The 14,896-nt window shown below is 68.5% G+C and carries 15 protein-coding genes; 2 read left to right on the forward strand and 13 right to left on the reverse strand.

Features of this window, described 5'->3' with window-relative positions:
- Positions 1–49: 49 nt before the first annotated feature.
- Together ettA and pyrF are read left to right on the forward strand one after the other, a co-directional pair.
- A complete protein-coding gene (ettA, locus tag ACW7G2_RS05930) occupies positions 50–1,711 on the forward strand; it encodes an energy-dependent translational throttle protein EttA (protein WP_456973693.1) in 1,662 nt (553 codons plus the stop codon).
- Between the two features lie 121 nt (positions 1,712–1,832).
- Positions 1,833–2,669: an orotidine-5'-phosphate decarboxylase gene (gene pyrF / locus ACW7G2_RS05935; protein WP_456973695.1), complete on the forward strand. Its 837-nt coding sequence runs from the start codon at positions 1,833–1,835 to the stop codon at positions 2,667–2,669.
- Positions 2,670–2,794: 125 nt separating this feature from the next.
- Here pyrF and pncB read toward each other — a convergent pair whose 3' ends face one another.
- From pncB to xpsF, 13 genes are all read right to left on the reverse strand, one after another.
- Positions 2,795–3,970, reverse strand: coding sequence for a nicotinate phosphoribosyltransferase (gene pncB, locus ACW7G2_RS05940; RefSeq protein ID WP_456973697.1), 1,176 nt, complete (start codon positions 3,968–3,970; stop codon positions 2,795–2,797).
- 64 nt (positions 3,971–4,034) lie between these two features.
- Positions 4,035–4,958 carry a glycosyltransferase family 2 protein gene (locus tag ACW7G2_RS05945; protein WP_456973699.1) on the reverse strand — a complete coding sequence of 308 codons (924 nt, stop codon included), beginning with the start codon at positions 4,956–4,958 and terminating at the stop codon, positions 4,035–4,037.
- A complete protein-coding gene (locus ACW7G2_RS05950) occupies positions 4,955–5,830 on the reverse strand; it encodes a glycosyltransferase family 2 protein (protein ID WP_456973755.1) in 876 nt (291 codons plus the stop codon). Before ACW7G2_RS05950 ends, ACW7G2_RS05945 begins: the two co-directional genes overlap by 4 nt.
- 6 nt (positions 5,831–5,836) lie before the next feature.
- Positions 5,837–8,098 carry a type II secretion system secretin GspD gene (gene gspD, locus ACW7G2_RS05955; RefSeq protein WP_456973701.1) on the reverse strand — a complete coding sequence of 754 codons (2,262 nt, stop codon included), beginning with the start codon at positions 8,096–8,098 and terminating at the stop codon, positions 5,837–5,839.
- 10 nt (positions 8,099–8,108) lie between these two features.
- Positions 8,109–8,873 (reverse strand): hypothetical protein, encoded by a 765-nt coding sequence (locus tag ACW7G2_RS05960; protein ID WP_456973703.1) that lies wholly within the window; start codon positions 8,871–8,873, stop codon positions 8,109–8,111.
- Positions 8,863–9,474 carry a type II secretion system protein GspM gene (gene gspM, locus ACW7G2_RS05965; RefSeq protein ID WP_456973705.1) on the reverse strand — a complete coding sequence of 204 codons (612 nt, stop codon included), beginning with the start codon at positions 9,472–9,474 and terminating at the stop codon, positions 8,863–8,865. The genes ACW7G2_RS05960 and gspM overlap by 11 nt, the downstream gene beginning before the upstream one ends.
- Entirely contained in the window at positions 9,455–10,666 is a 1,212-nt protein-coding gene (locus ACW7G2_RS05970) for a PilN domain-containing protein (RefSeq protein ID WP_456973707.1), read from the reverse strand. Before ACW7G2_RS05970 ends, gspM begins: the two co-directional genes overlap by 20 nt.
- Positions 10,659–11,483 carry a general secretion pathway protein GspK gene (locus ACW7G2_RS05975; RefSeq protein ID WP_456973757.1) on the reverse strand — a complete coding sequence of 275 codons (825 nt, stop codon included), beginning with the start codon at positions 11,481–11,483 and terminating at the stop codon, positions 10,659–10,661. Before ACW7G2_RS05975 ends, ACW7G2_RS05970 begins: the two co-directional genes overlap by 8 nt.
- 50 nt (positions 11,484–11,533) lie before the next feature.
- Entirely contained in the window at positions 11,534–12,181 is a 648-nt protein-coding gene (locus tag ACW7G2_RS05980) for a prepilin-type N-terminal cleavage/methylation domain-containing protein (protein ID WP_456973709.1), read from the reverse strand.
- A gap of 14 nt (positions 12,182–12,195) precedes the next feature.
- Positions 12,196–12,636 carry a type II secretion system protein XpsI gene (gene xpsI, locus ACW7G2_RS05985; protein ID WP_456973711.1) on the reverse strand — a complete coding sequence of 147 codons (441 nt, stop codon included), beginning with the start codon at positions 12,634–12,636 and terminating at the stop codon, positions 12,196–12,198.
- Complete coding sequence (gene xpsH, locus ACW7G2_RS05990) at positions 12,633–13,082, reverse strand: type II secretion system protein XpsH (protein ID WP_456973713.1); 450 nt, start codon at positions 13,080–13,082, stop codon at positions 12,633–12,635. Before xpsH ends, xpsI begins: the two co-directional genes overlap by 4 nt.
- An 18-nt stretch (positions 13,083–13,100) precedes the next feature.
- Positions 13,101–13,478 carry a type II secretion system protein GspG gene (locus tag ACW7G2_RS05995; RefSeq protein WP_456973759.1) on the reverse strand — a complete coding sequence of 126 codons (378 nt, stop codon included), beginning with the start codon at positions 13,476–13,478 and terminating at the stop codon, positions 13,101–13,103.
- A 141-nt stretch (positions 13,479–13,619) separates the two neighbouring features.
- Positions 13,620–14,837, reverse strand: a complete 1,218-nt coding sequence (gene xpsF, locus ACW7G2_RS06000) for a type II secretion system protein XpsF (RefSeq protein WP_456973715.1) — start codon at positions 14,835–14,837, stop codon at positions 13,620–13,622.
- Positions 14,838–14,896: the final 59 nt, after the last annotated feature.

The raw sequence follows: 14,896 nt of genomic DNA on the forward strand, positions 1-14,896 counted from the left end.
TTCCCGGTCCGTCTTAACACGGGCCGGTTTTCGCTTGCGGAGCCCCCCAATGTCGCAATACATCTACACCATGAACAAGGTGTCCAAGGTGGTGCCGCCCAAGCGGCAGATCATCAAGGACATTTCGCTCAGCTTCTTCCCCGGCGCCAAGATCGGCCTGCTGGGCCTGAACGGCTCCGGCAAGTCCACGGTGCTGCGGATCATGGCCGGCGTGGATACCGATTTCGAAGGCGAGGCGCGCCCGCAGGCCGGGATCAAGGTCGGCTACCTGGCCCAGGAGCCACAGCTGGATCCGGAGCACACCGTGCGCCAGGCGGTCGAGGCGGGCCTGGGCGAAGTGTTCCAGGCGCAGGCTGCGCTGGACGCGGTGTATGCCGCTTACGCCGAGGAAGGCGCAGACTTCGACGCCCTGGCCAAGGAGCAGGAGCGGCTGGAGGCAATCCTGGCCAGCGGCGACGCCAACACCCTGGAACAGCAGCTGGAAGTGGCCGCCGACGCGCTGCGCCTGCCGCCCTGGGACGCGGTGATCGGCAAGCTGTCCGGCGGCGAGAAGCGCCGCGTGGCGCTGTGCCAGCTGCTGCTGCAGAAGCCAGACATGTTGCTGCTGGACGAGCCCACCAACCACCTGGACGCCGAATCGGTGGAATGGCTGGAGCAGTTCCTGGCCCGCTACACCGGCACCGTGGTGGCAGTCACCCATGACCGCTACTTCCTCGACAACGCCGCCGAATGGATCCTGGAGCTGGATCGCGGCCGCGGCATTCCGTGGAAGGGCAACTACACCCAGTGGCTGGAGCAGAAGGAAGACCGGCTCAAGCGCGAGGAGTCTTCGGAAAAGGCGCGCCAGAAAGCGATCCAGAAAGAGCTGGAGTGGGCACGCAGCAACGCCAAGGGCGGCCGTTCCAAAGGCAAGGCCCGCCTGTCCCGGATCGAGGAACTGCAGTCGGTCGACTACCAGAAGCGCCAGGAAACCAACGAGATCTTCATCCCGCCGGGCGAGCGCCTGGGCACCAAGGTGATGGAGTTCAAGAACGTCTCCAAAAGCTTTGGCGACCGCCTGCTGATCGACGACCTGAGCTTCATCGTCCCGCCCGGGGCGATCATCGGCATCATCGGCCCCAACGGCGCCGGCAAGTCGACCCTGTTCAAGATGATCACCGGCCAGGAGAAGCCTGACTCGGGCACGATCGAAATGGGCCCGACGGTCGACATCGCCTACGTGGACCAGAGCCGCGACAAGCTGGAGGGCAACCACAACGTCTTCCAGGAAGTCTCCGGCGGCGCCGACATCCTCAATATCAACGGCATCGAGATCCAGTCGCGCGCCTACCTGGGCCGCTTCAACTTCAAGGGCCAGGACCAGCAGAAGATGGTGGGCACGCTGTCGGGCGGTGAGCGCGGCCGGCTGCACATGGCCAAGACCCTGCTGCAGGGCGGCAACGTGCTGCTGCTGGACGAACCGTCCAACGACCTCGACGTGGAAACCCTGCGCGCCCTGGAAGACGCGCTGCTGGAGTTCCCCGGCAACACCTTCGTGATCAGCCATGACCGCTGGTTCCTTGACCGCGTCGCCACCCATATCCTGGCGTTCGAAGGCGACTCGCACGTGGAGTTCTTCCAGGGCAACTACCGCGAGTACGAGGAAGACAAGAAGCGTCGCCTCGGTGACGACGCGGGCCCGAAGCGGCTGCGGTTCAAGGCGCTGAAGTGACGCATCTGCCGTGGCCCCCGACGGCCACGGCTTCGCGGGATCGTCGACCCCCGGAATTCCGGGGTCCATGGGCTCACGCGAACGCGGAGTAACGGCGATCGGCAACCACGGGGAACCAGACATGTCCTTCATCAACAAGTTGCGCAATCGCTGGCACACCGCCAACACCCTGGTGTGCATTGGCCTGGACCCGGAGCCGGCGAAGTTCCCTGTCCGGTTCACCGGTGACCCGGACGCGGTGTTCAACTTCTGCCGCGACATCGCCGATGCGACTGCGGAGTTCGCCTGCGCGTTCAAGCCGCAGATCGCGCACTTCGCCGCGCTCGGCGCCGAAGACGCGCTGCAGCGGCTGATCACGCACCTGCACCAGGCGCATCCGGCCGTGCCGGTGATCCTGGACGCCAAGCGCGGCGACATCGGCTCGACCGCACAGCACTACGCCGCCGAGGCCTTCGACCGCTACGGCGCAGACGCGGTCACCGCCAACCCGTACCTCGGCCGGGATTCGCTGCAGCCCTTCCTCGACCGCGCCGACCGCGGCGTGGTGATCCTGTGCCACACCTCCAACCCTGGCGCCGCCGACCTGCAGGACCTGCCGGTCCGCGGCGCGGATGGCGGGGAGCGCCCGCTGTACCAGCACGTCGCTGAAACCATCGCCCGCGACTGGAACGGCAATGGCAACTGCGCCCTGGTGGTGGGTGCCACCTGGCCCGAGCAGCTGCGCGAAGTGCGCGCAATTGTCGGTTCCGACATGCCGCTGCTGGTGCCCGGCGTGGGCGCGCAGGGCGGCGATGTGGAGGCGGTGGTGCGCAATGCCCGCAGCGACGATGGCACCGGGCTGGTGATCAGCTCGTCGCGCGCCATCCTCTATGCCTCCGCCGGTGACGATTACGCCGAAGCCGCCGCCGCGGCCGCCCGCGACCTGCGCGACGCCATCAACCGCTTCCGCTCCGCCTGACCCGCTTGGTCTGCCTGGACCGTCTGGACTGCCCGCTCCTACACGGGCGATACCGTACAGCCCGTGGGCATAGCCGGCGGTACCATATGACCCCGGCGCCGGCCGCTTCCGTATCCGTATCCGCGTCAGGCCACCTGGAACACCTGGCGCAGGTAGGTCAGGTAGCCGGAATCATCACACATGGTCTTTCCCGGCGAGTCGCTGAGCTTGGCCACCGGCTGGCCGTTGCAGCGGACCATCTTCATCACGATGCTCAGCGGCGTCTCGCCCAGGTCGTTGGTGAGGTTGGTGCCGATGCCGAACGACATCTTCGTCCTCCCGCGAAAACGCGCGTACAGGCGCATCACCTGATCCATGTCCAGGCCGTCGCTGAACACCAGCACCTTGGTGTTCGGATCAAGCCGGTAACCCTGCAGGTGGGCGATCATGCGCTCGCCCCATTCGAACGGGTCGCCGGAGTCATGGCGCATGCCGTCGAACAGCTTGCAGAAATACAGGTCGAAATCACGCAGGAAGGCATCCAATCCGATCACGTCGGTCAGCGCGATGCCGAGGTCACCCCGGTATTCGCGCGCCCAATTGTCGAAGGCTGCGCTCTGCGAATCGCGCAGCCGCGGGCCCAGCGCCTGGAACGCCTGCAGCCACTCGTGGGCCATGGTGCCCTGCGGATTGATGTCCAGCCGGCGCGCCAGGTCCAGGTTGCTGGTACCGGCGAATTTCGGCCCCAGCTCTTCGGCCAGAATCTCCACCACTTCGCCGTGCCATGCGCGCGAGTAGCGCCGGCGGGTGCCGAAATCGGTGATGCGGCAGTCCTCAAAGCCGACCGCTTCGCGCAGCTGGGCGGCCTTGTCGCGCAAGCGGCGCAGTCCCTCCACCCGCACTTCCGGCCCGGCACCGTGGGCCATGTGCAGCTCGCTGATGATGGCCAGCAAGGGCACCTCGAACATGATCGTGTGCAGCCACGGCCCGGTGACTTCCAGCTCGATCCCGCCCTGCTCCGAATCCGAGCGGCGCAGTGAGACGTACTTGCGATCCAATCGGAACAGGCCGAGGAAATCGATGAAATCGGGCTTCATGAAGCGCAGCCCGGCCAGGTAGTCCAATTCCGCCGGGGTGAAGCGGAGATTGCACAGCGCATCGATCTCTGCCGAAATCGCGTCCATGTGACGGGTCAGATCAACGTCCGGTGTACGGCAGCGAAAGCGGTACACCGCATGCGCACCGGGATGCTGGTGCAGCACCGCCTGCATCATGGTGAGCTTGTAGAGATCGGTATCGAGCAGCGATTCAATGACCGGCATGGCGTCCTCGGATGGGCCCCGCGGCGGCCTTGTCAGCGGCTGCGCCGTCGGACTCGCCGGTGCTTCAGGCTCCGCCCTGCGAGCGGCTGACGGCCCGCAATACGGCAATGGGGAAACGGGCCCAGATGATCGCATACACCGCCAGGCGCACCGGCAGCGAGCGCTTCGGCGCTTCAAATCGCCTGAAGTAGCGGCCCAGGCCGCGATGCTTGTTCCACTCCACGAACACCGGCCGCGAACGGCTCGACACCCCGCGCACGTGTATCACCCGCGCAGGATTGGCCACGGCAATAAACGCCCCGGCCTCACGCGCGCGCCGGCACAGATCGAGATCCTCGGCGTGCAGGCGGTAGCCTTCGTCAAACCCGCCCAGCTCCTCATACAGCGCGCGCGGCATCAGCATCAGCGCACCCGATATCGCCTGCACCGGCTGCAGCGGCTGGCTGTCATCCGGGGTGATGGCCATTGTGGTGGCGGTACTGCCGCCGCCCAGCACGCCGCGGAGCATGGCGACAAAGTCCGGCTCACGCCGCCGCGCCGCAGGATCCCGCGCGCCATCCTCTCCGACCAGATCCGCCCCCAGCAGCACCCGTGGCAGCCCGTTCCCGCCCGCCTGTCCGCCATGTCGCCACGCCAGGGCAGTCATCCGCGCAAACGTATCCGGCTCCACCATCAAATCGGGATTGACCATGGCCACCCAGCTGCCGCCCTCCTCACCCGCTGCCGCCACGCCCTGGTTGCAGGCCACGGCGAACCCCGGGTTGTCCGGATTGGCGATGAAACGCACCCGCTGGTCGGCGGCAGCGTGCCGCTGCACGATTGCCATGGTTCCGTCATTGGAACCGTTGTCGACCACCCGCACGGCGACCACGGACTCCGCCGCCCGCAGTTGCTGCAGGCATTCGTCGATCGTTGAAGCGCTCTGGTAAGTGACCACCACGGCGGCGACCGCATCGGCGCATTCACGCCCGTCGTTTTGCAAGCTCATTCTTCCCCGTTCCCACCCTCGACGGCTGCTTCAAGTCCGGCAAACAGTTCACGCTGCGGCGGCAGCGCCGCCAGCTCGGCGAGCGCCGCCTGCAGCCGTGCGCGGGTCTGCTGCAGCGGATCACGCATGATGAAACCGGCCAGCCGCGGATGCCAGTCCGGCCAGCGCGAGGCCAGTGCCTGCATATCTCCATCGCCCAGCCCGCCCTCTCCACCGCGGGCCACGAAAGCCCTCTCACACAGCACGTTGCGCCAGCCCAGACCCGACAGCCGCAGCGACAGGTCGATCAGCGCTGCATACCAGGAGCGGTAGCTGGACCCATCCAGCCCGCCGGCCCGCTGGCGGGCGCTGCCGCGCAGCAACACCGCGTGGCCGACGGCCGAGGGCAGCTCCGGATACAGCGGCGGCAGCTGAGCGCAGGCTTCGCCGAGGCGGTCCAGGTCGGGCGGAATCGGATCGATCTTTCCGATGCGGGGCCAGGCCGCCGCCTCTCCGGCATTGCACCAGGGCGTGGCCGTGGCCACCGCGGCATCGCGCTGGAAGCAGGCTGCCAGCTCCTCCAGCCAGCCCGGCGCCGGGACCGCGTCGGGGGCCAGCACCGCCACATCGGCATCACCGCAGGCCTTCAGCGCTTCACCCAGGTGCCCTGCTTCACCAATGCCGCGCTGGCGGCGACTGTAGTCCGCACGCAGGCGGGTGCCGGCCAGCCACCGTTCCACGATCGCCAATCCCCGCGGCCCCGCGCACGCGTCATCTGCCAGCCACACCCGCGTCCCTGCGGGCGTACCCGCATCCAGCGCGGCCAGGCAGGCATCCAGCGCATCGTCATCAGTCCCCAGCGGCAGCAGGACAACCGGCAGTCCGGACACCAGCCCGACTCAGTCGTCGCTGGGCGGCGTCGCGGCGCGCGCGGCCTCGGCTGCCTCAGCGGCCTCGCGCTCGTACATCGGCTCCATGGCACGGAAGCGACGACCGTACTCATCGGTCAGCCGGCGCGCCTCCAGCGGATTGCGCACGATCGTCGGGGTCAGCAGGATGATCACCTCGCTGCGCTCGTTGCGGATCCGCTGCTGGCCGAACAGGCTGCCGAATATCGGGATCCGGCTCAGCCCCGGCACGCCGGTGGACCCACGCACCGAGCCCTCGCTCATCAGCCCGGCCAACATCACCGTATCGCCCGATTGCACCGCGGCTTCGGTCTTGAGGTAGCGGGTATCGATGCGTACGTTGCCGCGCTCGTCCACCTCGCCCAGCGGCGAGCTGACTTCCTGGGCGATATCCAGGAACACCATGCCGTCCTGGGTCACCCGCGGACGCACCTTGAGGATGATGCCGGTATCCAGGTACTGCACCTGGGACAAGGCAGTGTCGCTGCCCATGCCCGGGTTGATGGAGACCGAGTTGACCGGGATGCGGCTGCCCACGTTGAGCTCGGCCTCGGCGTTGTTGCGCACGAATACCGAAGGGGTTTGCAGCAGGCGCAGGTCGGTTACCTCGTCCAGCGCCGAGATGATCGCGGCCGCATTGCGGCCGAGGAAGGTCCAGCCCAGCCCCGCCGCCCCGGCGCCGGTCGTCGTGCCGGTCACGTTGCCGGCCAGCGTGCTCCAGGTAGTACGGTTGACCGCGTTCGGCAGCCCGACATCGGTCACCGCACGCTCGAAGAACCAGTTCACGCCGTATTCCAGCACGCCGTCCAGCGCCACCTCGACCACCTGCGCCTCGATGTGCACCTGCATGGGCATCACGTCCATGCGTTCGACCACTTCGCGGATCGATTTCCACGCCTGCGAGGTGGCCCGCACCAGCAGGGTATTGGTCTCTTCCAGCGCGGATACGCCGACCTGGTCGCCGTCGACCTCCAGGGTCACGCTGCCCGATCCCGGGCCCGCTTCATCCAGCTGCAGCTGGCCGCCGTTGGCCATACCGCCCCGCCGACCCTGAGAGTCCACGCCACCGCGGCGCCGGGAGTCGTCGCCAAACTCGCCGCCACCCACCGGCAGGCTGCTACCGCGTCCGCCCACGCCGCTGCTGCGCAGGCTGCTTGATTGCAGGCCCGGCATCAGCGAGGCGCTGCCATCGTCCATCCGCCCGCCACCGGCACCGAACACCTCGGCCAGGCGGTCGGCCAGGTCCATGGCCTTGATGTATTTGAGTTCGTAGGAATACAGCCGCGCATCGCGCCCGGCGCTGTCGATCCGCTCCAGCCAGCGCTGCACCTCGCCCAGATAGGCCGGCTGCGGGGTGATCACCATGATCGCGTTGGCGCCATCGAGCGGCATGAAGCGGAACATGCCCGCCACCGGGGAGCCGCTGTCCTCGCCGAACACGGTCTCCAGGTCGCTGACCACCTCCGAGGCGCGCCCGGACTCGAGCGGGAACACGCCCACCGACATGCCCGCCAACCAGTCCACGTCGAAGATTTCGATGGTGCGCAGGTAGTTCTCCAGCTCCGCGCGACTGCCTGACACGGTGATCACGTTGCGTGCGTTGTCTGCGCTGACGATGGCGTCCGGCCGCGCGTAGGGCTCGAGCACCTTTTCCATCTCGGTGGCCGAGATGTAGCGCAGCGGCACGGTGCGCACCTCGAAGCCGCGCGCATCCACCGCGGCACCGGTGCGCGGGGCCACGGTACCGGTGGCCATCGCGCCTTCGGCCGGCACGATGTTGTAGCGGCCATCGCTGTAGATCATGCGGGCGTTGTTCCAGCCCAGCACCATCTCAAGCATGCTCAAGGCGCCCGAAGCGCTCACCGGGCGCGGCGTCGCCAGGGTCACCGTGCCCTGTACTTCGGGAGCAATCACGTAGTTCTGTCCCAGCATGTCGCCCAGAATCGCCTTGACCACCGCGTGCACGGGCGCGCCTTCGAAATTGAACGTGGACTCGCCGCTGGTCGCGGCCAGGCCGGGTCGGGGGGCGCTGGCGGCGGACTGGTTGATGGTGTGTCCGCTGCCATAGCGCAGCTGCGCCTGGGGCGGGCCGGATTCCTCCAGCGGCTCGGACTCGATGCTGCTGCGGATCACCGGCTCGGGCATGCCCGCGGTGCCACCGCGTTGCATATGCGGCACCGGCGTGGCGCAGGCGGCCAGCAGGGTGGTGAGCAGGGCGGCCAGTGCTGCTTTGGACAGGACGGATGGCTTCATGGGATGCACTCTAAGGATTCTGCTGCTGCGGCGTGGGCGACGACGATGGTTGCTGCTCGCGCAGGCGCGCGCGCCTCGCCTCGATGCGGCGCCGAATGGCTTCCGCCTGTTCGTTGCGGTCGCTGGCCTCGTTGCCCGCGCCGGTTTCGGCGATCACGCCGGTGGCCGGAGCACCGCGGCGAACCGGCTCGCGCTCCGGAGTGGTGGCCTCGGCCGACGCTTCTTCCGGTGGTTCCCCACCGTCCATCGGGGTGGGTGGCTCCCCGCCGATGCCGTCGAACACCCGCAGCTCGAGCCTGAGCTCGCCGTCCGGGCCGTTGAAGACGGCGCTGCGCGGGCTGAGCGAAGTCAGCGTCCAGTCCGGTGCCAGCGGTGAAGACTCGCCCAGGCGGAAGCTGAGCGCCTCGCCCTCACCCTCGCGCGGCTGCACGATCGCCATTTCCAGGCGCGGTGTGATCAACACGCTGGTCAGGACCACATCGAAGCCGTTGTCCTGGACATCACCGTCCGCCGCGCCTTCCAGCACGAAGGGACGGTACGTGCGGTCCTCTTCGAACAGCGCGCGATCGCGGATGGCCGAATACTGGGGCAGCGGGCCCAGGCCGTCGTCGATGGGGCTGCCAGCCTGCGGCAGCGGCTGCAGCAGGGCTGGATCTTCCGGCAGCGGTTCCACCCGTCCGCCGAGGCCGAATGCGGCCAGCGCCCAGGTACAGACCGCCCACAGTGCGACGGCTCCGAGCAGCCAGGTCCTGGCGCCGGCCTCTTCAATCCGCATGGCCAGCTCCGGGCAGCGGCCGCAGGTAGCCGATCAGGTCGAAGGTGACATCCAGCCCCGCGCCCCGCCCCTCTTCCAGCCGCACCCCGCCCAGCTGGTGGGTCAGCAGGTTCAAATTCTCCACGAACAGCCGCGGCGTGCCGCTTTCCAGTCCGTGCAGGATCGTGGCCAGCTCCGCTCCGCCGCAGTGCAGGCGCACCTGCACCACCGCCCGCGGGAAGCGCTGCTGGCGGACATCGGTCATTGGCGAGCGGTTGATGATGGCGCAGCTGCGGTTGCCGGGGCTGGCCTCGGCAACCACGGTTTCCAGCTGCTGCACCAGCGCCGCGGTGGCGCGCTCCGGGCTTGTCTCGGTCATGAAACCGGGCCGGCGCAGGGCCTGTTCCCGCTGCGCCTGCAGCAGCTCCAGCACCTGCGGCTGCTGCGAAAGGGCCATGCGCGCGCGCAGGTCGCGCTGCTGCAGCGAATCGATCCGCGCGCCCACTTCCTGCATCGGTCGCGTCCACCACGGGTGCACCAGCAGCAGGTATCCCAGCCCCAGCAGCAGGACCAGGATGCCCAGCGCCAGCCAGCGCTCGCGCTCAGGGATCGGGCTGCGCATTGGCGCCTCCTGATGTATCGGCAGCGGCCGGGGCAACGGGGCCTGGAGTGGATGCGACTTCAGCGGTGAGGGTGAAGCGGTCGCGGCGGCTGCGTGGATCCGGCTGCAGCGCGCCGGCCAGGGCGGGCGAGTGCCACAGCTCCGAGTCTCCGAGCTGCTGCACCAGGGCCGAGGCCTCGGTGCTCTGGCCAATCAGAAGCAGGCGGCCGTTCTCGACCGCCAGCTTTTCCAGGTAGGTGCTGTCCGGCAACAGGCGGCTCAGCTCGTCGAGGATCTCGACCATGGACGGCTGCGCGGCACGCAGCTCGTCCAGGTATTGCATGCCTTCGATGTGGTCGGCGACCTGGCGGCGCTGATCCGACGCCTGGCGGGCCTGGGCGATCAGCTGCTGCGATGCCTGCTCGAACTCATCCGCCGCCTGGCGGCGATTGTCCAGGACCATCCACATGGCGCTGGCCACTGCCAGCACCGCCAGTGTGGCCAAGGCAAGGTTCCAGCGCCGCCAGGGATCGGCGCGGTGTTCGCGCGCGGCTTCCGGCAACAGGTTGATGCCCAGCGGCGAATCGTCGTCATCGTCCAGGTCCACTCCCGCCAGGCCGGTACCGGCACCGCCCAGCGCGGCGATGGCGGCATCGAAGGCCGCGCGCGGCACCACCACCAGCTCGACATCCAGCTGGCCATCGCTGCGGCGGCGGATCAAGCGCGCATCGAAACACACCTCATTGGACGCGAACGGCGTCTGCCGGTCGATCTCGAAACCCAGCACCTCACGCAGCCGGTCGGCAGCGGCGATGGGCACCGTCATCGGGCGTCGCAGGGCGGTGCCGGCCGGAAGCACCAGCCAGCGCGGCAGCGCCGACAGCTGGGCTGGAAGCAACGTATTCAGGATGGCGGCGCCGCCATCGGCGTCGGCAGCAACCCACGGCAGGCGGGCCAGCTCCGGCTCCCCTTCGCTGTGTTCGAGCACCAGCGAAAGTTCATCACTTGCATGCCGCAGCAGCAGCCGGCGGCCATCCAGGCCCAGCAGCGCGCGCAGCCGGGCCGGCACCCAGGTCGCCAGCGCGCGGCCCCACCACAACCAGAACCCCAGCCACGGTCCCAGGCGGCTTCCCCCTTCGCGCCACAGCCGCTGGATCAACGACGGGGGCGACGGGGGCGTCGGGGGCGAAGCGATGTGGTCGGCATCAGTCATCGGGTGCCGAAGCGCCCTCCTTCCAGCGCAGGGAAACATAGGCCGCACCGGGCAGGGCGGTCCCCCCCGCCCGCACCACTGCCTGCAATCGCGCCCGGCGCCCGTCAGGCAGGCGCGCGAGGCTGTCGATACTATACGTTCCGCTGCCGCCTGCGACGAAGCCCTGGTCAGGCGCAAGCATGGGGTCGGGCTCGCGCATTGCCTCTACGATTTCCGGGTCCAAACCCATGGCCTGCAGGACCGGGCCGCTGGCCCAGCGCTGGTCGGGAACCGGCGTGGCATTGTGCACGGTCACGTGCGGAGCCATGCGCGCTGCCAGGTCGGCGGGCATGCCGAGTACCAGTTCCAGTTCAGAAACAGTTTCGAACCACGCGTTCCTCGGCCCGTATGGCAATCCGGCCGCCGCGTACTGGGGGGCTTCGGCGGCGCCCACCAGCTGTCCCAGGTCGTCCTCGTCACGCCAGTCTTCAATCGCCGCGGCCAGCACCTGCGCTTCGACCTCATCCGTTCCCAGCGCCACCATCAGGGCCGCAAGCAGGGTCTGGTCGGCCACGTTGAGGTCGATCTTGCCGCGCTCGTCGACGATCCGCACCTGCACCGGCATGCCGGCGAACTCCCAGTCGTACGGGCGCCCATCCGGCAGCCAGGCGGTCAGCGGGTCGCGATCGGCCAGCCGCAGCATGGCGTATTCCAGCCCCGCCCTCGCCGCCTGCTCCGCCACCACGCCGCGATACAGCACACGGCCCTGGATCTGTTCGATCCGCGCCGAGAATGCGAACGCCCCCACCAGGGCCGCCAGCAGCGCCACCAGCCACATCACCAGCAGCAGCGCTGCGCCGCGCTGGATGCTGGGGGTCCGCCTTCTGCTCAACGTCGCCGTCCTCCCGGGTATCCCTGGCCCTGGGCCTGAAAAGGGGCCACCACCAGGGTCGGCCATGCACCCTCGCGCTCGCCTTCCACTTCGATGCGGACCAGCAGCGGAAGCCGCTGCGGATCGGGCCATTCATCCAGCCAGTCGGTCATCCCGCCCTGCGCATCAGGGCCGCGATAGCTGAAACGCACGTTGGCCAGCTGACCGGCCAGCAACTCGGGTGGACGCGCCGGCTCGTCGCGGAACACCTGCCCCGCAAGGACGGTGGCGAAGGAGACCTCCAGCCGCAGCCCGTCACGATCCCGGACGGCGACCACCTCATGCAGCGCCGGCCCCCCATGACCCAGATACGCCGGCACATCGCTGACAAACAGCATGTGGTCCCGCCCACCGATGAAATACACCGGGTCCGGGCCGGCCAGGTCATGTTCAAAGGTCAACGCATGGGCCGAGGCCAGCCGGCTGCGCAGGAATCCCTCCACGGCCCGGATCCGCTCGCTGCTGGCCACCAGAACCTCCCCCCTTTCCACCGTGGCGGTGGCGGCGCGCAGGGTGGCAAAGGCCAGTGCAAGGCCGGCAGCCAGCAGCGCGGTGGCCACCAGCACTTCGATCAGGGTGAATCCGCGCGCGTGCCGCGTCGTCATTGCCATCCGGCCGCTCACAGCGACCGTCCCGCAGGGTCCGGTTGCACCAGCCGCAGCGAATCCACCTGCAGACTCTGCGCCGGGCCGCCATCGCCCCATTCAAGACGCAGCCGCAGCGCCATCAGCTGCGGACCGGCGACATCTTCAAGCAACTGCGGCGGCTGGGCGGGATCCACCCACGGAGCCACTTCAAGCGTCCAGCGGTAGCGCCCCGCATCCAGCTCGCCCTCGCGCCGGCCCGGCTGCAGCACTTCGCCCACGCCAGCCTGGGCGATCAGCGACTGCGCGTGCAGCGCCGCGCGTCCGGCATCGGCCGACCAGCGCACCTGGCGGGTGGCACCCGACAGCGTACCCAGCAACAGGGTCAGCGCCAGGGCCAGCACGGAGAAGGCCACCAGCACTTCGATCAAGGTGTAGCCGCGCTGGCGGGAACCCGGGCGTGCCCGGCCCCTCACCGCTGGCCCCGATGGATGCGCACTTCCCCGGTCAGCCAGGCCACGTCGATATCCCAGCGCGCGCCGCCGGATTCCAGCCGCACCCGGCCGCCGGTGGAAGCGCCGTCGTCGAAAAACACAACAGCCCCTTCATCACCGCGCAGCTGCGCTTCGCGGGCGCCGGTGAATTCCACTTCCATGCGCGCGGGAATCCGTCCGCTGCGGTCACGCGGCGCCTGCCAGGTACGGGCCACCGGATCGATGCTGAAGCGCTGCGGCGTGCCGGTGGCCAGAGCATGGGCGCGGGTGAAGCGCAGATTGGCGGCGATGTCCTTGGCCGCCGAGCGCATCTGCAGGCGTTCCAGCCCCCCGCCCAGCACGCCCACCGCCAGCAGGCTGGCGATGGCGATCAGGGCCACGACCGCGATCACTTCCAGCAGTGAAAACCCGCGCTCGTGCCTGCCCATCCCACGCTCCCGGCCCGGCTACTGCCGGATGCTGATATCCGCGTTGACGCTCTCGCCGCCGGGTTGGCGGTCCGCACCGTAGCTGACGATGTCAAAACGGCGGCCATCACCCGGCACCCGGTATTCAAACGGGGTGTTCCAGGGATCATTCAGCTCGCCCTGCGTCGCATACGGGCCCAGCCATCCGCTCACTCCCGAAGGCTGCACCACCAGGTCGCCGAGGCTGCCGGGAAGGGTCCCGGTATCCATCTCATAACCTTCCACCTTGTCGACCAGGGTCTGCACCTGGGCCTGGGCCAGGTTGACCCGGGCGCGGTCGCCGCCGCCCAGGATGCGGCTGGCGGCAAACGCCACGATGCCGCCGATCAGCACCACCACCACGATGATTTCGATCAGGCTGAAGCCGTGCTCCCGCGACCCCGTGCGCCGGGAGCCGGCGCGGCCCGCCGGTTGCCGGCGTCCGTCCGCGAAACCGTGCCCGACCGGAGAAATGAAATGTCGACCCGCCCTGCGGCAATAACGATAGGAATTCATAAGTCAACCTATGACATTGGTGAGATCGTAAATGGGAACCAGCACCGCCAGGATCACCACCCCGACGATGCCGGCCAACAGCAGGGTAACCACCGGCACCAGCGCCGCCAGCATGCGGTCCAGCGCCTGCCCGGTTTCCTGTTCGAAAGTATCCGCGGTCTTGAGCAACATTGAGTCCAGCGCGCCGGACTCCTCGCCGACCTGGATCATCTGCAGCGCCAGTCGCGGAAAACGCTTGTTCCGCCCCAGCGCCGACGACAGGCCCACCCCGCCCTTGACCTCTTCGGCCGCGGCTTCGACATCGGCCGCCAAGGCGGTGTTGCCGAGCACGTTGCGGCCGATGCCCAGCGCCGCCAGCAGCGGCACGCCATTCTTCAGCAAGGTGCCCAGGGTGCGCGCCAGCCGGGCGGTTTCCAGCCGCGCCACCAGCGGACCGGCGATCCGGGTACCCAATAGCCAGCCGTCGAAGCGTGCGCGGAACGCCGGATCACGCAGCCTGCGGTCGAACCACAGCAGGGCCAGCAGCGGCACGGCCAGCATCAACAGCCACCAGTCGCGCACCAGCTCGCCCACGCCCAGCACCAGCCGGGTGAACAGGGGCAGGTCCGCATCCAGGCTTTCATACATGCCGGCGAACTGCGGCACCACGTAGCCCAGCAGGAACAGTAACGACAGGCCCACCATCACCACCAGGATGGCCGGATAGATCAGCGCATTGATCACCCGACCACGCAGCTCACTGCTGCGCTCCAGGTAATCGGCCAGCCGCTGCAGGGTTTCATGCAGGGTTCCGCCGGCCTCACCCGCGCGGACCATGTTCACGTACAGGCGCGAAAACGCCCCATGCTGACGCTCCAGCGCCTGTGACAGCGGGCTGCCGCCGCGCACCGCATCGCGGATGTCACTGATGGTGCGCTTGGCGGCTGCATCCTCCGGCAGGTCCAGCAGGATGGTCAGCGCCCGGTCCAGCGGCTGTCCCGCGGCCAGCAGGGTCGCCAGCTGCTGGGTGAACTGCACCAGCCGCTGGCCGGCGAAAGGCTTCGGCCGCAACAGCGCGCGCCAGTTTGTGCGGCCGCCACCCTCGCTTGCAGGTCGCGCCTCGACCGGCATGTGCCCCTGCTCCTGCAGGCGCTGCACCACCTCAGCTTCGCTGGCGGCTTCCATCACGCCGTCGAGCGTCTCGCCGCGCGCGTTGAGTGCCTTGTAGCGGTACTGGGCCATCATCAGCGCCTGAGGTTGATGTTTCGCAAGGTGGTTTCGGTGGAGAAGGAAAAGCGCAG

It is taken from the genome of Luteimonas sp. A277 (assembly GCF_054052045.1).